This is a genomic window from Marinobacterium aestuariivivens (genome assembly GCF_042661465.1).
Classification (GTDB): domain Bacteria; phylum Pseudomonadota; class Gammaproteobacteria; order Pseudomonadales; family Balneatricaceae; genus Marinobacterium_A; species Marinobacterium_A aestuariivivens.
In genome coordinates this window covers 371,627-394,237 of the sequence record NZ_JBHSWE010000001.1, presented here as the reverse complement: position 1 = coordinate 394,237, position 22,611 = coordinate 371,627, and the positions used below count along the sequence as shown (strand labels likewise).

The window sequence follows — 22,611 nt, the reverse complement described above, 5'->3', positions numbered from 1 at the left end:
CTCAACTATCCGGCATCTGTGGTGCTGGAAGAGTCGGATGATCCGAGAATTCGAGTGGGCTCGTTGAGGCCGCCTTTCATCATCAAGCCTGCCAACCCCCAGTCCGGCTTCAAGGCGATCAAATGCATGTCGGTCTCGGAACTGGAGGCCGTGGTCGCCAGCTATCCCGGGGACTATCCTTTTCTCGTTCAGGAGTGGGTCGGCGGCACAGACAAGGATCTTTACTTCTGCGCGCTCTACCTGGACAAGGGGGACCTTTTGCAAGCTTTGAGGGTAACAAGCTGGCGTCCTACCCGCCGGCGTTGGGACAGACCACGGTTGCGGTGTCTGTCGACATGCCTGAACTATGTCAAATGACGAAGTCCTTCTTCGAGGGATTGAACATGTGCGGGCCGGTGTCGCTGGAGTTCAAGCGGGACGATAATGGACGCTACTGGGTTATAGAGCCGACGGTGGGGCGCACCGATTTCTGGCTAGGGCTTTGCATCCGGGCGGGCTGTGATCTGCCAGCGATCGAGTACCTTGTTTCGACAGGACAAGGCGCGCCGGACAACGGAAGGGATTATACGCCGACCATCTGGTTTGACAGCGAACGGGATGCATTTGGTCCGATCAAGCATCTTCCGCTCTTCTTGCCGGGCCGCAGCGATGCAAGACGTCCTGTATTCAGCTATTACAGCCGGTGCGATATCAGGCCCTTCCTTCGGTGTTCGCGCAAGGCCTTATACCGGATGTCGCGCTCCGGGGCCAGGCGTCTTACAGGACAGCAGAACGAAATTCAAGCTGATTTGCGGGTAGCCAGTTATCCGAGCATCGATGCCCTGCCCAAGATCTTTCTGAAGCTGCTTGAGGACAAGGAGCGGGACTCGATATTTTTGGGGCGCGACTGGTTTGAAAATTTCAGTGCAACGGTTGCGACCGGTGTGGAAGACGTACTGTTCCTGTGCCTTATCGACTCGTGTGGCCGAGCAGTGGCCGTTTTACCCATGTGGCGGAGCGAGTCACATTTTCATGGCGTCAAGGTACGAAAACTCACCGGGTTATCGAACTACTACACTCCGATATTTGACATCATTATTGATCCAGATCTTACGACCAGGAGGCTGCTTACGGCTATTTCCTGAGATATCTCTGGAAAGAGATTCGGGGATGGGATCTGATTGATATTTTTCCTGTCAGTGGCGAGGCCAGGGACGACTTGCTGAAGATAAATGGAGTGAAAAGCTCCAGGTTCGATTATTTTATGACCAAGAATTTCTATCATGAACCATGTGGGGGTTATGAAAGTTATCTTTCTCAGCGGCCGTCACGTGTGGTTAATACGATTAAGCGGAAGTTCAAAAAACTGGACGCAGTCGGGAACTGGGAGCTATCCATCTATACAGAACTAGAGACGATTGAGTCAAAACTGAAAGACTATCATCGTGTATATGCCAGTAGCTGGAAAGCCCAGGAACCATACCCTGAATTTATCAATGGCTTTGCGCGTATGTGCGCTAAAAAAGATAGTCTTAGGCTGGGTGTTCTTGAGTTGGAGGGTAAGGCTATTGCCGTACAGTTATGGGTGGTGGCTAATCGTACGGCTTATATTTATAAACTTGCTTATGACAGGGCTTTTAAAAGCCTGTCACCTGGTACGCTACTTACTACGAAAATGATCGAGCGAGTAATAGAAATAGATAACGTCAAGAAAATAGATTTCTTAACCGGTTTGGATGCTTTTAAAATGGAGTGGATGGAGCGGAGTAGGTGTCTGTATGGCGTTCAGATTGTCAACTATCGCCGCCCTTCGGGTTTAGTTGTTTTACTAATTAACGAGCTATCCAAATTAAAAAAGTATTTTTTCGGAATTAATGGCGCTGGAATTAGTTAAAGTCAGTTAAAATGGAGAGCTATTCGTGCGTGATATTCTTCTTCTTATAATAATCACTGGCTCTATTCCCCTGATATTCAGGCGGCCATTTTTCGGTGTGCTCATGTGGTGCTGGGTGAGTTACATGTTGCCACAAACTCACACCTGGGGGTTTATGCAGAGTTTTCCAGTGGCGATGGTGATAGGTATTGCGACCATCGTTGCGTTTTTAATGAGTAGAGAGCCGAAAGTAATTCCGTTTGAAAAGCCGATTGTCTGGTTGTTCGTATTCTACTTGATGATGTTTTTGTCTTGGGTGCTTCACGATAAAACGCCCTTTGTGAATATGTTGGCGATGAAAGTTTTCAAGATTCAGCTCATGACGCTAGTTATACTTGCCATGTTGACCTCCAGAAAAAGAATTGAACTGGCATTGCTTGTCGTGGCCTTAAGTATCGGTTTTTATGGCATAAAGGGTGGTGTTTTTACAATTCTTACCGGAGGAGAGTTTCGCGTTTATGGGCCCAGTGAAAGCTTCTTTGAAGAGAATAATGCGATGGCGGTTACCAATTTAATGGTGGCCCCTATTTTCGTTTATTTTAGTGCTATTCAGACGGATAAACGTATAAAATATTTATTCCTGTTGTGTGCTTCACTGATGGTAATAGCCGCTTTTGGTTCTCAGTCGAGAGGCGCTTTCTTGACAATCATTGCATGTGCTCTGTTTTTGTTGGCAAAGTCCAATAAAAAGCTTGTTTCCTTTGTAGTTATTCTCACTCTGCTGCCGACTGTTTATGCGTTTATGCCAGACCATTGGCACCAGCGAATGAGTACGATTTTTGTGGACGAAGAGGTCGGAGAAGTAAGAGACGGTTCCTCTGCCAGCAGGTTGAATGCATGGAGAGCGGGCATAAATATGTCTTTTTCACACCCTTTCTCACAAGGCTTTAATGCTGAAACCCCAAGTAACTTTCTGATTTATGCGCCTAACCCAAACGATTTTGTTGCATTTCACAGTAACTATATACAGGTTTTGGGTAAGCATGGTTGGTTGGCATTCATTAGTTATTTAATGGTTTTTCTTTTTACATGGATTATGGCTAGCAAGATAACAAGAATGACGAAAAATATAGAGTCCCTTCATTGGGCAGGTTTATTGTGTCGTTATCTTCAGGTTTCTTTGGTTGCCTATTTTGTCGGTGGGGCTTTTTTGTCATTGGCATATTTCGACTTGCCCTATCATTTTGTAATCACGATCACCGCAGTTTATGTCATTGTTAAGAAGGAAGTTAGCAAGTTGCATGCCGAAAATAAAAACAAGAAGTGGTCCTATGAACGAAACAGGCTAGTAGAGCATACGGTTTAAATAGCTGGTGAAATGTATGGGTGATTCGAATTGTTCTCAGTTAGTCAGTGTTGTTATACCCTACTATCAATCAAATAGGGGGCTTTTGAAAAAGTGTGTTGAATCGATATTCTCCCAACGGGGCGGCTTCTGTATTCAGGTAATAGTCGTCGACGATTCTTCTCCTGTTCCTGCGCGCGAGGAGTTGGTTGGTTTATTTCGGGAAGGTCAAGAGATTATCGTCTTGAATCAGGAAAATGCGGGACCAGGAGCTGCAAGGAATAATGGTTTGAATCATATGCCCATGGGTACTCGCTATGTGGCTTTCGTTGATTCCGACGATTGTTGGCGGGAAGATTTCCTGCTTCACGCCATGGGCGCCATGGAGCGAGGGTATGACATCTTTTTTGCCAACAGTCGTCGAGTTGGCTTCGAGTATACGCGATTTGAATGGAAGTCCGAAGACGGGCTCGACCTGGTTGCTTCCGATCATCAAATGCTGGACGGTGAGCGGTCGCTGTACGCCTTCTCTGGCGACTTTCTTAGCTATGCTATCAAACGGAGCAACATTATCAGTACATCAGCGCTGGTTTACCGACTTGATGTCGCTCCGAATCTGAGGTTCAGTACACGGTTATTCAATGGTCAGGACCGGTTGTTTAAGCTTGCGCTGAGTCAAATGACGAATAAGGTGGCCTTTAGTTCCCATATACTGGTCGATGAGGGACTCGGCATCAATATCTTTGATAGTGCCGCCTGGGGAACTCCAAAATCGTTGGTGTTGCTGACCAACTACCTGAATCTTTCCAAATGTATACTGGCAGAGTTGAGTCTGGAGGACAGCCACCGCGCCTTTGTCGCCAAACAACTGGCGGATACCCGCTACTCGCTGGTTGCCAGCATTGTCCACCTGTTGAAGACGGGACAGAAACTCGACTGGAGCCTGGTGCTGCGAGCGTCCAGGACCGATCCGGCCTTCATCCTGATGTTCGTCCCAAATCTATTACAGCTAGTGTGGAGCAAGGTGAAATCAAGTGTGTAGGGGATCCTGGCCGGGGCGGCAGAAGTTGAGGGAGGTGTAGCAGCTATGGCTGTCAGAAAAAATCTCAGCCAGATGGGGATTGCCCACCTCATTTCCTTTCTGCTCAGCTTTGGCAGTGTAGTCGTGGTATCGCGACTGCTGACCCCATTGGAAATTGGCGTCTACTCGGTATCCGTGGCCGTACTGGGAATGGCGCATATATTTCGGGACTTCGGCGTCGGCCAGTACCTTGTACAAGCCAGGGAGGTGGGGCGAAAAGAGTTCAGGGCGGCTTTTTCGGTCACCCTCTATTCCTCCTGGCTTCTGGCCTTTGTCTTGTTCATGGCCCGCGAACCGCTTGCACGCCTTTATGACCATCCCGGGGTTGCCGAGGTTTTGAGCATTCTCTGCATCAATTTTCTTATCCTCCCATTCGGCACGCCACTGCTGGCGCTTATGCAGCGGGAGCTTCAGTTTCACTACCTGGCGACCAACCTCTGGCTCACCAACCTGGTGCAGACCGTCGTGACTATCGGATGCGCCTTTGCCGGGCAAAGTTACCTGAGCATGGCCTGGGGAGCCCTGGTGGCGCACGTCGTCAAGGTTGTGTGGCTGAATTGTGTCAGGCCCGGGGAGATCATTATGTGGCCGACCGTCCGGGGTATCGGCGAGGCGTTCAGATTCGGGTCTCTGGCGAGCCTGGCCTCGATCATCCGGGAGCTGGGCAGCGGGGCGCCCGACCTGATACTGGGGCGTACCCTCGGTTTCGTCGAAGTGGCATTCTTGAGCCGGGCCAACGGCCTGAAAAAGATGCTGATCGCCCGGGTTATCGCCCTGGTCCGTTCGGTCTATTTCCCGACCTTCGCCAGTGAACTCAGGAGTGGGGTGAATGGCGCTGAGCTGTTTAGCCGGTCGATGTGCTACCTGGTCGCTATCATGGCTCCGATTCTGGCTGTTATGGCGGTTTTGGCCGAGCCCCTCATCCTGTTTCTGTTCGGCAGTCAGTGGGAACGTTCGGCGCCCCTGGCGTCGCTGATTTGTGTCTATGCGATGGTGTTGACGCCCTATACTTTCTATAGTTTGTCGTTGATCGCCGCTGGCGAAGTGAAACGCAATCTGGCGGTCGAATCAGTGATTCAGGCTGTCCAGGTTCTGGTTCTGCTCAGTTCCATCTGGCTGAGTCTCGAGGATGTTGTGAGATTGTTCGGACTGGTGACGATGGCCCAGATCCTCTGTGTGCAGCGAGCCCTGTATCGTACTTTCGGGCTACGCTTTGTAGACCACATGAGGACAGTCTTTCCTTCTCTGATGCTGGTTCCCTGCTCTTGTTTGGGGCCGGCTCTGGCGGTTTTCTATGCTATGAGCAATGGTTTATCAGGTTACCATTTTCCCATTCTGGCGGTAAGCGGTCTGCTTGCCGGTGTCGGTTGGCTTACCGGGGTTTTTGTTCTGCGGCACCCGATGAAGATGGAGGTGCTCACTTTGATCGGTACTCTCAATCGTATCTGTTTTTCGCGCTTTCGTCAGAACGCTAAATGATATGAACTTGGATTTTTACTTATAGCTTACCGGTAGGTGATTTTAACTTTCGAGGAGCCTTATGAAAAAAGTGGTCATGCTTTCACCGACGGTTCCCGATGAAAACGGCTGGGGGTGCAGCGACGGGCGGCGAACCACCTGAAGGCGCTCAGGCAGGAGTTTGATGTCTACCTCGTTGTGATCAAACCGCATGAGCGGATTAAACACATGCCCGCTCATTTGACCGAGTTATGTCGTGACGTGATTTTTATTGGGCCCGAGGTCAGGCGCCCCCTCTTGGGGCTGGGTATGCCAATGGCTGCCTGTCTAAACGAGTTGATTCAGCCCAGTTTTCGGCGCAATATTCCCGTGCCATCGGCGATGAAGTTGATTGCTGATTTTATCAATGACTCCGGAGCTAATAATGTGTTTTGCTTTCGAATCCGGATGGCTGTTTTATTTGACGCTCTTGAAAGAGAAGGAAGCGTAAAGAAGGGCTGGCATAAAGTTGTAGACTATGACGACATCGAGTCAATCGCCTTGCGACGTGAACTCGAAAAAAGGCCGATGAAGTGGGCTTCGAGTATCGGGTGATCCAGAAACTCAGGATAAGGCAGTTGCTCTGGCTGGAAACACAGTTTCTAAATTCGTTCGATGTCGTGTTGAGCTGTTCCGAAGAAGACAAGCAGCGTCTTGATCGGCAACAACATCGAGCCAAGATCGTAGTAATTCCAAACTGTGTCCCTTTGCCGGAAAAAGCTACTCATGTTAGCGACGATCAGGATGAAATCAATATCCTGTTTGTGGGGGCGATGAGGTACCTGCCCAACAAGGATGCGGTCATCTGGTTTGTCGAAAATATTCTGCCGAAAATCAAAGAAAAGAGTCTCAGGCCGTTGTCGGTTACTTTGGTGGGCTTCGACCCGGACCAGCAGGTCAGGGATCTCGGCAACACCCCGGGAGTGACCGTTACGGGAGGCGTCGACTCGGTCGAACCTTACTTCGGGAAGTGCCACTTCTTCATTTCACCGATTCGGTTTGGCGGTGGAACGCGGATCAAGATTCTAGAAGCAATGAGTTATGGAAAAGCCGTAGTGTCGACGACTGTTGGAGTTGAGGGTATAGCAGTCGTTAATGATCATGAAATCATTTTGGCTGATGATGAAGAACAGTTTGCAGCTGCGTGTTTAGACTTGATGAATGATGCTGGCAGGAGAAACAATATTGGGGTTAAAGCGCGTGACGTAATCAAGCGTGAATATACGTTGAATGCCATTGTGGGAAAGATGTCTGATGCCTTCTTGAATTCTTGAAATGGTTGGGTTTATGTTTAAAAATAATGGCGGTGGATTCAGGATTGCTTATTATGAGGCCAGTGGCGGCAACGTTGGTGATGATTTAAATTTGATTGTTTGGGGGTATTTCTTTAATGGTTATATACGGGGCGATTCGGAAACTGCTTTGATTGGTATAGGCTCAGTGCTTGATAATAGATTTGATGCTATTCGCTCAAAAATAGTTTTTGGCGCAGGGGCGAGGTCCAGTGATACTGTTCCTGACATGTCGGATGGTTCATGGGATATAAGGTTTGTAAGAGGGCCTAATACAGTTAAAGCGTTGGGTATTCCTGAGATTAAATATATATCTGATCCGGCAATCTTGACACCTTTGGTATATTCGACTCTTAAAAAGTCTAGACGTAAAAGTGGAAGAGTTGGTCTCGTTCCTTACCTTCATACGAATTTTGAGTATGCTCGATTATTAGGTGGGGTGGCTGAGCTTGACGTTATATCAGTAAAGCAGCCTCCTGAGATTTTTATACAAAAACTACTTGGTTGTGATTATGTTTATGCAGAAGCTATGCATGGTGCAATACTCGCCGATGCCTTCCGCATTCCATGGAAGCCAATACGGATTAGCAATAAAGAACACGAGAAAGATACCCATGATTTTAAGTGGAACGATTGGTTGGGATCTTTGGATATGCACTCCGATTTTATAACTTTACCGAACTTTTATGATGACACTTCATGGCGGGGAAGCCTAAAAAAGAGGCTTGAATCTATAATAGGAGGCGTCAAGCTCAAAACTAACAGGGAAGAGTGGTGCCTCAGTAATGAAGAGCTGCTGTCGAAACGAGTTGATCAAATACTGGAGTCAATAGAGATTTTGAAGAAAGAAATGTCTTAGGAGGCTATTTATGATAAAAATAAAATTTCCCATTAAAACAGATGTCCTTATTAAAGAGGGTGAGTTATGTTGATAAGTAGATTGAAGCTCCTTACAGGTTTGAAAACTGCCACTAAGGTTGCTTTTTTAGGTGGAGTTTTGGCATTTTCTTCATATTCACTTGGGGATTGTGGAAGTGTTTATGACGAAAAGTATGGTCCTTACGACTACACTGATGAAAGACAGCGAGCTAGAATGCTTGGGACGGTCGAAAGACGACACTTTACAGAGAAGGTAAGGTCTTTGAATAAGGGAGGGGAAACTGGTTCAATAATGGGAGATATTGGCTATACCTTGAGAAAATTTCCTAATCACTATCCTGCTTTGATGACTCTTGTAAAATATAGTGATTACGAAACTGTCAAATATGATCCATTCGTTCAGGAAAAAATAGACTGTTTTTTTGTCAGGGCAATAGAATTTAAACCTTCAGATCACAGGGTTTATCATATCTACGGAATTTATCTATTCGGGAAGGAAGATTACAAGGCGTCAATAGAAAACTACAGGAAAGCGCTTGATATTGAGGATTCTGCTGAGGTGCATTATAATATTGGGTTGGCTTATCTAAAGGTAGGTGACATAAAGAGTGCTGAATTTCATGCAGCTCAGGCTTATAAAAAAGGATATCCACTCTCTGGACTGAAAAATTTACTATTGGATCAGAAGGTGTCCAATGAATAAAACTAGGGGACGTTGCGAAGATTCAGAATCATTCGGGCGTGAAATTTCACCGGATTGGCGTCCCAGGGTGTGAAACGCCTGAGGGCGAAACGGTTGGTGTTCCGGGCGGTAAAACCTGCATCTGTGGAGACCGCATATCGAAATCCCAGTTCTCTGATAATAGCGAGGCTTTCCTCGTCCATATCCTTGCCGAAGCGTCCATTGGGGTACGCAAATCCCAGCACCGGCTTGCCCGTCCATTCCTCCAGCAGAGCTTTGTTGCGAGCGACCTCTTCGCGTTGCTGTTCCGGCCTCATTCCCTTGAGGATCGGATGATTATGGGTATGGCCGCCGATTTCGATCCCGCTCCGTGAAAGCCTGGCCACCTCTTCGGCGCACATCATCTTGCGCGTTTCGTGGATGCTGCCGTTGACTTCAATTAGTTCATCCACCTTGGTCAGCCTGTCTTCAACGGCAAGATACTTCAACTGGTCGATGATCCGGTTCGCCAGATGGCGTCGTGTCGCGATACCGTCGAGGGTACAGCGCCCCAGTTCCACCGGCTCCAGGTCGATGGTGTCGCTTCTTAGGCCGGCGAGCAGATCGATTATCCGGTCGTTCCACATGTTTTCACCATCACTGAATGCCGTGGCCACGAACACCGTCGCCGGGACCTGGTAGCGATCCAGGATTGGAAGAGCCACTTCAAGGTTGCTCCGGTAACCATCATCCAGCGTCACGCAGACGGCCCGCGACGGCAGCGTATCGCTGTCGAGTCGATCCAGGGCATCGAGAAGGGCCAGTGGCCGGAAGTGTCGACTGAGCAACTTCATCTGCCAGTCGAATTTGACGCAGTCCGGTTCCCAGGGCCGTAGCGGGTCGGGTGTGGTGAGGACCTGGTGGTAGTTCAGGATACTGAGCTTGTTCCGGCTGATGGGAAGCGAAAGCAGCGTCAGAAGTTGATGGAACATCATCTGATCCCTGGTTTTGTTTGCCCACCGACTTGAAACGAACCCGTCTGCAGGCGTTTGTAGTCTCGACCGAAAACTGTGCCGACGGTGAAACCGCCTGGATTCAGAGACATGTTGTTGATTAGGGCGCATAAATTATAGGTCATCCAGCACTGGGCGGGACTGTACCCGAGGGAATTAGGCCAGGTCCCGGCGCTTCGGGACTTTCAAGGCCTGTCGCGGCGGTAGGCATCGAGCCGGGAGTCGAATTCTCGCAAACCCTGCTTGAGCAGGTTGTTGGACGGTCGGTAGGCTACCCCGTAGGCCCACTGCCTGACCTTGTCCCGAAGAGTCTGGTGTTTTAGGGCTATGTCTTCGCGCGCGTAGAGGTGATCATAGAATATAACCTGACTGAATCCTTTGTCGGGGAAGGTGGCCAGTCGCAATCCGGCTTCACTGACCTGGATCTCTACCTGGCGTTCTTGGGCGGGTAGCGGAATAGGGTGGATCCGTGACCAATCGGTCGATAGTGACTGGTGATAGAAAACCACCAGGGAGCGAGTGGACCAGAAAGAGCTGGCAGGGCCGCTGTAGGGATCCAGCCAGGTCTGATCATCGCCGAATACTCCCTGCGTCGGCCGTCCCAGGCACACTCCGCCCTGCAGGATGAAGTAGCGCCAGCAATTGTCCAGTGCCGCCAGCGCCATGCCGGCGGAGAACTCACGAGGGTTGAGCTCGGCGGCTATCAGCAGAGGAACCGGAGTGGCCATTCGGTAACAGAGGCTGCGGCCGAACAGGACGACGCCGCTGTCGGTAAAGAGGTATTGGTACCAGGCACTGAACTGCTGGATCGCGTCATGGATGAAGCGCGGATCGAATTGGCGGTCGATCTTGTCCAGCCAGTAGAGGGCGTAGTGGAATGCCCATGCATTGTAGAGATCGACCGCACCGTCCTCGCCATCGACGAAGCAGCCGTTGCCCCGGTAGAAGGATCTGACCCGCTGGTAGCGGCTGGCGCTGGCGAACCGGTGGCTGGGCACCAGTGCTTCGATGACCTTGTCCACGAGGATCACGAACAGATGCCAGTTATTGTCTGCGGTCTGCTTGTCGATTACCTGTTGCAGCCAATTCAAGATCCGTTGCCGCTCTGAGTCGCCAAACTGGTGCCACAGGCTGTCCCGGATCAGCCAGACAGTCAAAGCGATATCGGCGGCCTCGCAGATCAGTGTGGAACGATGGCCAATATCTCCCCAATAGCCTGGATGTTCGGGGTCGGTGCCGTTAACCAGTGCTCGTCGAATATGCGCGTCCATCGCTTCACGAAGGGAGGGCATGGAACAGGGGGCGTTACGGCAGGCGGCCCATAGAGGCAGCAAACGTGTCACTCCTTCGATACCGTCGTTGCGGGCTCCGTAGATACTGCCTGCGCCCGGGTAGTAAGCCAGAGTACCGGTGCTGTGCAGGTAGTGGCGGTGGGCGTCCCAGAAATAATGCATCAAGACTGCGAACCGCTGGCAGGGATGGTCGGCCGGACCGGCGAAGCGGCTTTTAAGCAGGTCATCCCGACTACGATAGGGGGCCTTGCCGTACAGCTTTCGGTGCCAGAGTTGCTTGTGCATGCGGGCGATCATCGCCAGGTCGCGCCTGTGGATCATGCCGGTGATCGATCCTTGTGTAGTTTCAGAAGGCAGCGGGCAATGAACTTGTAGCTGCTGAAACTCAAGGGCGACCTCCTTCGGGCGGTGTTGAAGGCTTTCAGAGACCTGCGATACCAGCCGGCGAGGAACAGCTCATAGCCGTACTCGAACCAGACGTTGTAAAAAAGCCGGTTGAGCCTGCTCTGGCTGACGGTGCGGCCGTCACGACTGCTCGCCCCGTGTGTACGCAGGTTGTGTTCCATGATTTCGGCGCGGTAATTGCGCAGGTGGGGTCTGTGAGAGATGCTGTTCTCGTTCTTGCGGTAGTAGGCGTAGTTGCTCTCCAGCTGGGCGATACGGGTATAGTGCGCCAGTTGCAGCCAGAAGTCATAATCCTGGCCACGCCGAAAGTCGGGATTGAAGCGGACCTGTTCGAGCACCTCTACACGAACGAGAGCGGCGATAATGTGGTACCAGGAGCACTCGAACAGTGTATGGTAAACCCACCCTGACATCGCCTCGTTGATCACAGGGGGAGAGCTGTCGTCTACGGGAACGGCTGAGTCCAGCTTGAAGTGCTGGTCGACGTGCTGGAAGCGGCCGGTAGCGACCCCGTACTCGGGATGCTCCTCCAGAAAACGGACCTGCTGATGCAGGCGGTCAGGCGCCCACAGATCATCTCCGTCATTGAACGCCACGTAGCGCCCCTTGGCATTTTCAATACCGGTATTGCGGGCCACTGCCGAGCCGGCATTTCGTTGGTAGTGATAGCGGACCTGGTCGCCGAAGCTTTCCACTATCTGCCGGGAAGCGTCGGTGCTTCCATCATCGACAACGATAATCTCCTTGTTGGGGTAACATTGGTTGACGACGCTCTGAATGCACTCGCCGATGTACTTCTCACCGTTGTACAGGGGGATGATAATCGATACCAAGGGGAAGTTGTCCTGCATCTTGCCATCCCATCCTGAAGCATACGTAACGATTCGAGGGGTAAGTAGGGGTCATTTCCATTGACTTAGGGTAGTACAGTCGACTTTTGTATCAAGATCAAGCTAATGGTATCCGCCTTGAGGTGCTACTAAGCGCCAGCGGTGTAACAAGGGTGTCAGCAGGCCTGGTAGCCGGTGGTACGGCGAAAGTGCGCCGGTGGAGCGTTGGGCGTGCGGCCGGAAAGCCGTTCAGCCGCAATTTACGAGCCGGATCGGCTGTCGAGCCGTCGCGCCGATGAGGCTGGGGGATTAACAGGCCGTTTACATTGATTAGGCAGGCTTTAGATATTTTTCCAGTTCATATAAGTATAATGCCCGTCGAAGATACCAGGGTTGTTCACGGCTATGGGTAAGCAGATCCTTGATAATATGGCGTGTCAGGAAAGTTTCCTTTAGAAAGGCTGATTTGCAAAAACCGCGCTGGAAAATGTAGTTTGAAAAGGCTATAACGGATCGGCGGTAGTACCTGCGAGCATCCCTGTCGTATATGGCTTTTTTCGACTTGTTCTCGTAGGGAATATCCGCTAGGCGAGGGTAGGAGGTTCTGATAACGTCGTCATGAAAGTCTGTACCCATGGTGATATGATCTGGAATGCCGGTGCAGAAATCAAAAAATTCATGGTCAATAAAAGGGCAATGAACCTTTTGCATAGGCGAGAAGATCGAATAGGGAATGCTGGCGACAGCTCTCCTGGTGCGGTTCCAGAATGTATAAGAAAGGGCAGGGTTATTGCAATTCTCATGTTTTATGAATTCAGTCTTTAAATGCTCCACTGCAGCATCGAATGATACGTCTCGGTAAAAGCTCGGCTTCAGTGCGGACCGGTTGAACTCTTCATACGCAGCTTCATTCAGAAGTTCAACAGCAAGGTCGTCGTAATCACCGTTAAGAAAAAGCTTCAATTTTCTACTGTTAAGGGTATGGCCTGTGGAAAGCACATCGCCCGCAAGCCCGTCATAAAGCGTATTCTGGCCTCTATTTTTATAGTATTCGAGTAGCGGCAGTATCCAGGAGTGACCGCCACCGCAATAGTTCGTTTTCGATAACTCAGAAAACACCACATCGAACCATGATTTGGGATATTCAACGATATCATGATCGAGTTGAAGTCGGTCGCAAATCAATCGAGCGATTCGCTCGTCTTCGTTGGTTGCCGGTGGTCTGTACTGCAGTGTGACACAGCGCTCCGGTCGAAACCCCTGCTGGTAAAGTTCGAACAAGATATGGCGAGAGTCTCGTCCACCGCTTAAAGGTAGTATAAATTTTTCGTTTTCTGGAGAACGCTTACGAATTGCGGCGGAGAAATAGTACCTGTAGCCATCCAGCGCATCTTCGTAACTTTTGACAGTTTGATTCTGGAAGCAGCCGTCAATATTACCTGATTCAATGTTCAGCTTTCCATTTGTCCAATGCAGCGTTGAATTTGGGGGAAGTAATTTGACGCCCCGGAAAGGGGTATCATTGCCGACAAAATATCCCAGGCGCAAGAAGACCGAAAGCCCTGCGTAATCGGGTATAAGATGTACCCCTGATTCAAGTATTGGCACCATCGATGATGAGATCATAATCCCATTATCATGAAGTAAATAGAACAGTGGCTTGATTCCATAACGATCGTTGCTGGCCTTAAGTTTCTCGCCGTCCCATTCCCATTTAGCATATATACCCTCGTAGGGATTGTTGCGAGCCGTGCTGGATTCTATGGGAAAACCAACTGTGCGTTGTCGCTGGCCTTCGACATCTATTTCAATGCCTTTTCTTCGCAGGTGAAGGTAGGCCTGCTCATTTGGTTGCTTGAATTGGATATCCGTTTGCATGTATTTCCTTGCCGATTCACTTGCTCTACGTTGGGACTGTAATCGTCAAAAATTTAAATTACCTGAGAATTAGATATTAGGAACAGAACTATATCCATAGTATATAATTTATCTGATAGAAAATAATAGACGACGTCTAGGGTCTGCGCAAGCTTCAACACCTGTAAAATGCGGCAAAGTTGTCCGTCAGTGCCGGGCAACGTTTACCGCCTGTTTTCGGAAAAGTTATATTCAGTTTGAAATCGATTGGCTAGTAATCTTGTCTTCGTTCCCATATATCGATGACCATCAGGCATATTATTAACTTGGTGTGCCTATTTCGTAGTCAGCTTACAATGTGCTGGAAAAAGTCGGATTGATGTGAGTTTTCTGGCTCGTCTGCTGGTGTTCCAGTACCATCTGCGTTTCTGCCAGCAGATCGAGTGCGTCCGACAGTGGCGTCACCCTACACAGTGTCACCCTGACCGATCGGGCTAAGGCGCTATCGTCCCGCTACGACTCTTTGCAGGCGACCAACTGAAGAACGTTCTACAGCCGCCAGCAGGGGAGTCCAAATCCAAGGGATTGCCGCCATTGCCAAGGCGCAATTCATGGGCTAGGCCCGTAACGGCTAACGTATAAAAAGGTCTCATATGCTCCTTGTACTTGCCAGCTATGTTCAACTTTAGTGTTGAACATGGTCTATGCTTTAATGAACTATAATTATCATAAGCGGAGGCTTCTAATAGAACAGAATGATTTTAAATTTCTGATCGCTGCCATCGGCTTGTTAACTGCAGCTGAACCTGGAACTTAGCTGCTGCGGTTGCTTTAAGTCCGTCACAGCCCTGATCAGTATTACACGGATACGTCGACATAAGCGTGAGTTTTGAATGAGCTATATGCAAGATTAATTTTATGGGGGGTTGTTGTGGGAGAGTTTAATTGAATTTGGCTACAATATAGTCTTTAGACAAGTTTGAGGGGTTATGAAAATTACTTAAAATGGTCGATTTAATAATGAATGAAATATCTGATATTGGTCCATGTTTTTTGGTTGGCCCGCCAAGATCGGGTACTACTTTGCTTACTGCGATGCTCAATACCCATTCGTTGGTTGGGGCTGGGCCGGAAACTCATTTTTTTTCAAAAATTAAAGAAGATGAATGGCGAGAGATGCTGGCTGATCCTGACTGGCCAAAAAAGGCCGTGGATAAAATATCATCTGTGAAGTTGGTCGGACAGAACGTTATTGGATTGTTCGAAATATCATCAGAAGATTTGTATGATACTCTGACAAACTGTGAAAGATCAATTAATGCTGTTTTAAATGGTTTTTTTTCTATTTACTTGAATAAAAAGGGTAAATCGATTTGGGTAGAAAAAACACCTAATCATCTTCTTTTTCTAGACCTAATAAGGAAGGAGTTCCCCAAAGCTAAAATTATAAGAATTGTACGTGATCCTCGAGATTCCTGTAATTCCATGTCCAAGCTCAATTGGACTTATCATCCTGTCAGTAATGCATATATCTGGAATGAATGGTTTGAAAAGAGCCGGGTTTTTTTGAAAACGATCATAATTCTATTTCGATTAGGTATGAAGATTTTATTGGTGATTCTGAAAAGCACTTACGAAGAATATGTGACTTCATAGGAATAACTTTTGAAAAAAATATGTTAAGTCCGACAAGTGGAGGAAAAGATGTAGGGTCTGAAAAGGAGACTTGGAAAAAACAGGTTGTTGGGGGTATTGATAGGAGTCGATTGTATTACTGGAAAAGAGAAATGAATAAAGACTTGGCCGATGCTATAAGCTTGATATGTTCAGATGGCATCAAGTATTTCAAATATGATGCCCCCTTATTCCCAATTGAGACTTGGTCGATTTCTAACTTTTCACTGCAAGGAATAGCTATCAACTATAAGGCAGTAGTAAGACTGGCGAATAGAAAAGTAAAGTTAATACCGGCAATAAAAGGGGAAGAACATCTCGCGAAAGTAGTATTGCTTCCAGTTCCATCGAAAAGAAAAAGATATCTCCCGATAAATTATATGAAAAGCCTGGCGCGTATTATTAGTTCAAAATTTAAAAAGCAGGTGGTTCTTTTTAACGGTATCAAGATTTAATTGCATGAGATGTTGAAGATGTATAGTATGGAATAGTCATTGATCATCTGTTGGATTATGTTTATATAGCAGGGTTCTATTATCTACAAACAGAATCACACCCAACTCGGGTATTGCTGCAGGTACCGGCATCTCATATTTACCCCAAGGGGGCGATAGTCGTTCACGGGTTGGTATTCGTTGGTTTGACTGTTGAATTCATGCAGTAACCCCAGGTTGAAAATAAGATAGCGTCCGGTGTTGGGATCTACTACCACTTGGCCATACCTGATAGTCATATCGAATGGTAAATCTTTCTTCCTCGAAAGCTGACCATTGCGTTTAAGCGTGACCACGCTTCGGTTATCGTTACCGGCAATAAAGAGCATTTCATCCAGTATCGGATTGTAATGTGAAATCGAGTGATAGCCGGAAAATGGCAAGGTCGTAAATGACTCCCAATTATTCTTATTAGGACGTAACAATTCGAGCGGGAATTCTGTTTTACCTCTTTGAGGATCGGTATCATGTGACAACAAACCCAGCCCGGGGAAATACTCGATGCTCATGCCGCTTCCGCCTGAGGTACGGGTCCAAGTGCTGCTTTTCAGATTATAGGCATACGTATAGCCACTTATGGCTACATAGAAGATACCATGCTCTGAATCAAGTGCATTGCGTCCATATACGTGTCCAAACTTGGTCTTGCGGGTGTCCTTAAAGGTTCCAGAGTCGGGCGTATTCCAGCCAAAGGGACCGGGAAGGATACGCCATGCATTGCTGTCCTCTGCGTAGGCAATAAACTTGTACTGCTTGCGAAATCCCATAAACAGGAATTGACGGGATTTAGGATCCCATTTCCCGTCGTCCGTCCAGCCTGCAATGTGATACCAGGCTGCTTTGCCCGAAGGCCGGTAACCGACAAAGACATGCATAAGCTTGTCGGGGCGTTTAGTCTTGAGTTCAGCCCACTCGCCCGGCTTCATTTCATTTGCGAGTTTGGACAATGCAGATTTCTCGGTGGATGCTGTCGACGTAAGAGGCTCAGCGCAAGTCAGGCTACTCTCGAGGAATAAGCCTGCAATAAAAAAGCTGCTGATAGATAGATTGAACAATTTGCGTAGTTTCATAATAGGGCTTTCAGGTATGCTCTTTGGCATGTCGTCATCTTGGCGGCGTATCCGGTATCGGATTCAGTCCAGCCGCCTCTCGGTTTTCGAACATGGCATTGTGCTGGGACTGTACCTCAATGGCGGTATCGCCAACCTCCTGTTGCAAAAGATTGTTGTTGCCTCGGTTGATAATGGTATTGTTGCTCAGGGAAAGGTGCTTGACGCCGGAGCGCCAGGTGAACAGGCGGTTATTGTTGGCGTCGGGCATGTCTCGATCGAAAACAATCACACTGTCCCGTATGTCGATATCCCCGTCGAGCAAACCGTGACGGCAATTCTGGGGTGTTTCGACACCGACGGAAATCAGGTCCTGGTTGTCGGTGAGTGAACTACTTTGCAGAACAGAGTTCTTCACTTCGAGGCGTCCTCCGCAGGACAGGTCGATCACACGGCTGTGGCGACTCTGCAAGCCCAGCAACAGGCTGTCTGTGACCGTCGTGGATTTTGCCCTGGACTTGAGAAGATGCCCCAGGTGCAAGGCTCTTTGCAGTCGGGAGTTGACGACAGTCAGAGAGTCTATGGCCCCCGCATAAATGATATGGCTTAAACCTTTTCGTTTATAAAAGCCTATATCTTCAAAAATACTGTCCTTGATCGAGAGGTTGCCGCCGCGGTTGTCGGTCATGACACCGATGGCGGTTTTTCGAATCGTAACGTTTTCCAGGTTGACATTGAAATTGGCACCGGTTATTCGGATACCCGCAAAGTTGCCCGTCTGCGCCGTACCGATATCGGCATTGGCTTCAAAATTCCGTATCGTTAGCAGTCCGCCGTTATTGACAATATTCAGCATTCCCTTGCTGCCAGAGACTTCCATGAGCTCAACACCCTCAAGATCCAGTGTCATTGGCTTGTCGATACGTAAACCATAAGGGTACAGACCCGCCGGCAGTTTTACCGTCGAGTTTTCCAATGCCCGGTCGACTATCTTCTGAATATTGGTATCCGACAACTGACGACCGAATTTCGGATCTTCAGGGTGCTTGTATATCCAGATTCCGTGTCTGTAATTTGAGATTCCGGCAAAATAGTTGTTGCCTAGATGAACCCATTTCCCAAATACTCCTCCTTTTACGCCTTCGTACGGCCCATTTTCAGGCCAGTTAATGGTACGCCATACGGGGGATGAATCATCAGGATCGAGCGTGAAAATGCGGGTGTTGCCATCCCACATGACAATATTACGATTCCGATCGAATGCAATGGACCTGCCGGCGTGCATTGGCAGATTTATGTCCAGCATCAATCTGCCGGAGGAGTCAATAGCAACCAGGCTCCGAAGGTAGACGCTCCATATCCATTTTCGATGTGGATCATAGACGGCGTTGCCTCCGCGACTCTTATGGTCATCGTGAAACAGCCGTGGCTCTTGCAGTTGGCCATTATTGCCCTGGATGACCTGGAACAACTGTTCATTGTTGCCGAGCACCAGTGTACCGTCGGGTAGTTGAACGCTCCTTGGCTTGGACCAGCGATAGCTTCCAATACGCCGCCAGCTCAAGGGAGCCAGGCCATTGCGGCTTTCGGATTCCGAGGGATTGAATTCATATTGGTGGGGCTCGTTCCCGTCTTCCAGAAAGCTGTCCTGGGCGGCATCGTCCTCTTCCCTGACTCTGGCGCCGTTCGCCGGTTGGCTGGCCAACAATATTATGGTGTCGGTCGTATGATTGAACAAAAGCCCGTCGTTAATGTAAGACGCTGGCGGAACAGAGCGAATATCAGGGATCCAGAAGGAACGACTGGAACCGGTCCAATGATCCAGCGGGCTTGGATTGGTGAGTCTTTTCCAGGTCCCGTCCTTTAGCGTGAAGCGATAGACTTCGTTGCCACCATAGTCACGGCCGCCACCGCCCATGAAATAGAACGCCTGATTATCTCTGTCCCAGGCGGCGCTGCTCCAGGCGATGAGCACGGCCTTCGGCCCCATGCTGTGCTGAACGCGACGTTGCTTGGCGGGCCAGACATTGGCGATACCGGGTTTGTCCTGGCTTACCTTGAGTTCACACCAACCGCCGTCGAGACCCTTCAAGACAGCCATGCAGTCGGACAGGTTTCGGCCGGTCTGGGCGACACGGGGCTGATCAGACTGTACGCCGTCGTCGGGCAATTGATCGCTGCCGATCAATTTCACGGCGAGTAACGCACAGATGATCACACCGCCGCCGAGTAACGTCTTGTTCATGCTATCCGGGCTCCAGACGTTTTCATCTGCCAAGGTCATGACAGAGTCTAGACGCTAATCGGCGTGGCCACCTTGACCCATCGAATCCCTCTGGGTCCCGGGGAGATGATGAAAGCACTTGGACAAGATTAGATCTTCCAAAAAAATCAGAAGGTTGTTGTGGGGCAGGGGCACGCTGACCCAGGGCGGCTGTATCCCTGACAGCGATGAAACTTTTTCTGGTCGGGGTGATTCGCGCAGATCGCCTGGCCGTTCTATAATCCGAATTCTGGATAAATATCCAGTGCCTGATCATGAATGGAAGCCGGATGCAAGATGTCCTACATCCACGACAACTTTGCCAGCTTCAAGGGCCTGGTACGACTGCTGCTGACAGAGATGGGCGCCCGGGCCGGCTTGGATGACGAATTCCGCCAGGTGGATTTCGCCAGAGTCGAGCGCCTGGTATTCGTCTGCCTCGGCAACATCTGTCGCAGTCCCTTCGGTGAAGGTGTTGCCCGTCATCACGGTATCCCCAGTGCAGGTTTCGGTCTGGCGACCACGACCGGCGTGCCGGCATTCGAGCTCGGAGTGGAAACGGCCCTCGAGCGCGGGGTGGACATGCGGTCACATCTGACCACGAATTTCAGCGATTTCGAGGTGCTCGACACGGACCTGTTGCTGGTGATGGAGTTGCGCCATGCCCACCGGCTGAAAGCGATGCTGGGCGAAAGCCGTGCTCAGATCGCGCTGCTCGGATACTGGGCCCGGCCCAGGCGGTTGCATATTCATGACCCGCACATACATGGCAAGGCGTATTTCAATAACTGCTACGCCATTATCGAAAATGCCACCGAAAACCTGATCAAACAGTACCTGGCGCAGCGGACGTTCAAGCCTTGGGAATTGGAGTGACGTTAGGTTCCTTAGCGCCGCATCATTTTCCTCGCCATGGCGGCCCAATCGGCGAACAGGGGCATGGGGTCTGACAGGCTGAAGACGTAGTAGCGCATCCTGGGATTGAAATACCCGCCAATGAAGCCCGTCACCTCCTTTAACGGGCTGAACCTCAGGCTTTTGTCCCTGATCTTCTGCCGTTGAAAAAGAATGCGAATCAAGCGCTTGAGCTCGATCAGGGTATTACGGCACTGGATGTCATCCCGTATCGGTTCAGGTACCGCGGGCACCTGTCCCAGTCCCAGCACCTGGTAGGTGTACCAGCCGAAGGGGGCATTGGAATAATAGGCCAGGGGCAGACTTCCCCAAAACCGGCCATTGACCTCCATCAGCACCGCGCGATCGCTGTGCTCGTCGTAGCGGTACTCGACCATCGCGGGGCCTTCCCAGTCGAGCTTTCGCAACAGGGCGATCGATCGCTCCTGCAGGGCGCGGTGCCGGTCCAGCGGGACGCCCGCACAGAGTGACGAGAAGCCGCCTTCGGGTGGCCATTCGTGTATGCGCCGGTGCTGGAAACGCAACAGGGCCTTGCCGCGGTACATGAAGAAGAACTGGCCCAGGCCGTAACCCGGGCAGTACGCCTGAATCATCGGGAATTGGCCCAGTGGCGCGTAACGACCGAGTCGGTCGGCCAGCTGTTCGGCGCTGTGGCAGTAGATCACCTTCTCGATCGGAACACCCTGCCGGCGGGCATCGTGCATCACTTCATGGGGGTTTCGCCACTTCAGGATCACCGGGTAGCGCAGTGAAGGGGCAAGGGCGTCCAGTTCCCCGAGGTCGTCGATGCAGTGGCTTGCGGGCGAAAGGATGCCCACCTCGGCTGCTGCGCCGGCTGTGCGCTGTTTGTCCAGCACCCGTTCGATGGCCGCCTGGCCGGGAATCAGCGGAGTCAGCTCCAGGAGGTCGCGACAGCGGTTGAGGAACAGAATATCGGTCTCGGACACGCAGAGGAGGTAACGTGCGCCGGTGCTTCCGGCGACCTGATTGAGAAACTCGATCTGTCGTTTTTCATCGCCCGCGGGCCAGACGAAACGCTCCCGCGCATAGCGTGATCGCAGCCCTATCGAGTCCCTGGAGCGGCCGATGGCGACAACGTGACAGTTGCGCCGTCCCAGTTCGCGAATCAGGGACAGTCCGATCTGGCTGTCGGTGCCGAGAATGATGACTTTGTCCTGTGCAGTTTTCATAGCGGGGAGGGGCGCCTCGCGGGCGGGTCAGTAGGCCCATACCCAGTCGTTGATCCGGTTATGGAGTTTGCGGCCGATACTGAACACCGAGGGAATCTGCACGAATGGCTGCTCCAGTTCCGAGCCGAGCCAGGCTGTCTTCTGGCCGGTGAAGGTGACAGCGACAAAGTCATCCGGGTACCGCTTGATGAAGCGACACAACTTTTCCAGACGACTCTGGTTGACACGGTTGCGCGTCACCCGGGTGTATCGGAAGTCCGATTTCTTGATGAACTCGAAAGGATGGGTCAATAGCAGGATCTGTTCGACGCCGGCCCTGCGCGAGGTCCAGAGCAGGTGCCGCATTTCCGGCCAGGAGCAACTGGTTATCTGCAGTGATTTCCTGTGGGTGCCGAAGAGATTGCTGTCCCGATAAGTAAAGACAGGCAGTTCCATCACGCCCTCTATTCGGCGGCGACCGGAGTCGAGTTGCAGCGCCGGTTCGGCGGGCCGGTAAATGCCCAGGGCTATATTGGATGCCATGGGGATACCGAGGTTGGCCATGGCGCGATAAACATCGCTGTCGGCACGCAGGCTGCCCGTACGCAGCGCGAGCGGCCGGTGTCCGGCCCAGCGCTCGAAGATATCGGCGCAGACGGCGATGACGCGATGGATCTCCTCGTAGCCCCGTCCGTCGCAGTTATCCTGGCGGGGAAAGGGCGCCTGCCCCCGGGCGAAGCTCAACCAGACAGGATGGATATGCAGCTGAACGTCCTGGCCGGCTGCCTGCAAGCGTCTCACGACGCTGCGCATCGGCTCGTCACCGAAGTAGAAATAGTTGGCGCACTCGATGAAAAAGGATGCCGTCATCTCATACCGGGCCAGGGTATCGAGCAGGAATTCCAGCCCTTGCCGTTTGCTGCCGCGACGACCGTAGATGACCGGCTCAGCCAAAGGCGCATAGCGCTCCGGATCCAGAAAGTGGCCGGCAATGCTGAATTCGGTATCAACCGTGATACAGATCTGTGTCCGTTTCTGCATGG

The 22,611-nt window shown here is 50.5% G+C and carries 21 protein-coding genes; 13 read left to right on the top strand and 8 right to left on the bottom strand.

Features of this window, described 5'->3' with window-relative positions; genetic code table 11:
• Positions 1–21: 21 nt before the first annotated feature.
• The 10 genes from ACFQDL_RS02030 to ACFQDL_RS01985 all read left to right on the top strand — a co-directional run bounded on the left by ACFQDL_RS02030 (position 22) and on the right by ACFQDL_RS01985 (position 8,649).
• Positions 22–357 carry a hypothetical protein gene (locus tag ACFQDL_RS02030; protein ID WP_379907569.1) on the top strand — a complete coding sequence of 112 codons (336 nt, stop codon included), beginning with the start codon at positions 22–24 and terminating at the stop codon, positions 355–357.
• Entirely contained in the window at positions 354–1,124 is a 771-nt protein-coding gene (locus ACFQDL_RS02025; protein WP_379907568.1) for a hypothetical protein, read from the top strand. Before ACFQDL_RS02030 ends, ACFQDL_RS02025 begins: the two co-directional genes overlap by 4 nt.
• Before the next feature lie 119 nt (positions 1,125–1,243).
• Positions 1,244–1,873 (top strand): GNAT family N-acetyltransferase, encoded by a 630-nt coding sequence (locus ACFQDL_RS02020; RefSeq protein WP_379907567.1) that lies wholly within the window; start codon positions 1,244–1,246, stop codon positions 1,871–1,873.
• A 25-nt stretch (positions 1,874–1,898) separates the two neighbouring features.
• Entirely contained in the window at positions 1,899–3,218 is a 1,320-nt protein-coding gene (locus ACFQDL_RS02015) for a putative O-glycosylation ligase, exosortase A system-associated (protein WP_379907566.1), read from the top strand.
• 16 nt (positions 3,219–3,234) lie between these two features.
• Positions 3,235–4,239 (top strand): glycosyltransferase family 2 protein, encoded by a 1,005-nt coding sequence (locus tag ACFQDL_RS02010; protein ID WP_379907565.1) that lies wholly within the window; start codon positions 3,235–3,237, stop codon positions 4,237–4,239.
• A gap of 45 nt (positions 4,240–4,284) precedes the next feature.
• Positions 4,285–5,757: an oligosaccharide flippase family protein gene (locus ACFQDL_RS02005; protein ID WP_379907564.1), complete on the top strand. Its 1,473-nt coding sequence runs from the start codon at positions 4,285–4,287 to the stop codon at positions 5,755–5,757.
• A 114-nt stretch (positions 5,758–5,871) separates the two neighbouring features.
• Entirely contained in the window at positions 5,872–6,330 is a 459-nt protein-coding gene (locus ACFQDL_RS02000) for a hypothetical protein (RefSeq protein WP_379907563.1), read from the top strand.
• Between the two features lie 23 nt (positions 6,331–6,353).
• Complete coding sequence (locus tag ACFQDL_RS01995) at positions 6,354–7,049, top strand: glycosyltransferase (RefSeq protein WP_379907562.1); 696 nt, start codon at positions 6,354–6,356, stop codon at positions 7,047–7,049.
• A 13-nt stretch (positions 7,050–7,062) separates the two neighbouring features.
• A complete protein-coding gene (locus ACFQDL_RS01990) occupies positions 7,063–7,926 on the top strand; it encodes a polysaccharide pyruvyl transferase family protein (RefSeq protein ID WP_379907561.1) in 864 nt (287 codons plus the stop codon).
• 66 nt (positions 7,927–7,992) lie between these two features.
• A complete protein-coding gene (locus tag ACFQDL_RS01985; RefSeq protein ID WP_379907560.1) occupies positions 7,993–8,649 on the top strand; it encodes a tetratricopeptide repeat protein in 657 nt (218 codons plus the stop codon).
• 2 nt (positions 8,650–8,651) lie between these two features.
• Here the strand turns inward: ACFQDL_RS01985 and ACFQDL_RS01980 are convergent, their stop codons facing one another.
• From ACFQDL_RS01980 to ACFQDL_RS01965, 4 genes are all read right to left on the bottom strand, one after another.
• The gene (locus ACFQDL_RS01980; RefSeq protein WP_379907559.1) at positions 8,652–9,602 is read right to left on the bottom strand and encodes a polysaccharide deacetylase family protein; all 951 of its coding nucleotides are present in this window, start codon (positions 9,600–9,602) and stop codon (positions 8,652–8,654) included.
• 203 nt (positions 9,603–9,805) lie between these two features.
• Positions 9,806–11,233 (bottom strand): DUF2264 domain-containing protein, encoded by a 1,428-nt coding sequence (locus ACFQDL_RS01975; protein ID WP_379907558.1) that lies wholly within the window; start codon positions 11,231–11,233, stop codon positions 9,806–9,808.
• Positions 11,230–12,168: a glycosyltransferase family 2 protein gene (locus ACFQDL_RS01970; RefSeq protein WP_379907557.1), complete on the bottom strand. Its 939-nt coding sequence runs from the start codon at positions 12,166–12,168 to the stop codon at positions 11,230–11,232. The genes ACFQDL_RS01975 and ACFQDL_RS01970 overlap by 4 nt, the downstream gene beginning before the upstream one ends.
• A gap of 309 nt (positions 12,169–12,477) precedes the next feature.
• Positions 12,478–14,025: an asparagine synthetase B family protein gene (locus ACFQDL_RS01965; protein WP_379907556.1), complete on the bottom strand. Its 1,548-nt coding sequence runs from the start codon at positions 14,023–14,025 to the stop codon at positions 12,478–12,480.
• 999 nt (positions 14,026–15,024) lie between these two features.
• On the opposite strand from ACFQDL_RS01965, the gene ACFQDL_RS01960 reads away from it, so the two are divergent.
• Positions 15,025–15,660, top strand: coding sequence for a sulfotransferase family protein (locus tag ACFQDL_RS01960; protein ID WP_379907555.1), 636 nt, complete (start codon positions 15,025–15,027; stop codon positions 15,658–15,660).
• Between the two features lie 131 nt (positions 15,661–15,791).
• Positions 15,792–16,133, top strand: coding sequence for a hypothetical protein (locus ACFQDL_RS01955; protein WP_379907554.1), 342 nt, complete (start codon positions 15,792–15,794; stop codon positions 16,131–16,133).
• A gap of 95 nt (positions 16,134–16,228) precedes the next feature.
• On the opposite strand, the gene ACFQDL_RS01950 is transcribed toward ACFQDL_RS01955, so the two are convergent.
• Positions 16,229–17,272, bottom strand: a complete 1,044-nt coding sequence (locus ACFQDL_RS01950; RefSeq protein WP_379907553.1) for a hypothetical protein — start codon at positions 17,270–17,272, stop codon at positions 16,229–16,231.
• A gap of 4 nt (positions 17,273–17,276) precedes the next feature.
• The gene (locus tag ACFQDL_RS01945) at positions 17,277–19,466 is read right to left on the bottom strand and encodes a right-handed parallel beta-helix repeat-containing protein (RefSeq protein WP_379907552.1); all 2,190 of its coding nucleotides are present in this window, start codon (positions 19,464–19,466) and stop codon (positions 17,277–17,279) included.
• A gap of 315 nt (positions 19,467–19,781) precedes the next feature.
• Between ACFQDL_RS01945 and ACFQDL_RS01940 the strand changes: the two genes are divergently transcribed.
• Positions 19,782–20,360, top strand: a complete 579-nt coding sequence (locus tag ACFQDL_RS01940; protein ID WP_379907551.1) for an arsenate reductase/protein-tyrosine-phosphatase family protein — start codon at positions 19,782–19,784, stop codon at positions 20,358–20,360.
• 11 nt (positions 20,361–20,371) lie between these two features.
• Here ACFQDL_RS01940 and ACFQDL_RS01935 read toward each other — a convergent pair whose 3' ends face one another.
• Both ACFQDL_RS01935 and ACFQDL_RS01930 read right to left on the bottom strand, forming a co-directional pair.
• Positions 20,372–21,589 carry a carboxylate--amine ligase gene (locus tag ACFQDL_RS01935; RefSeq protein WP_379907550.1) on the bottom strand — a complete coding sequence of 406 codons (1,218 nt, stop codon included), beginning with the start codon at positions 21,587–21,589 and terminating at the stop codon, positions 20,372–20,374.
• 27 nt (positions 21,590–21,616) lie between these two features.
• Entirely contained in the window at positions 21,617–22,609 is a 993-nt protein-coding gene (locus ACFQDL_RS01930; protein ID WP_379907549.1) for a polysaccharide deacetylase family protein, read from the bottom strand.
• Positions 22,610–22,611: the final 2 nt, after the last annotated feature.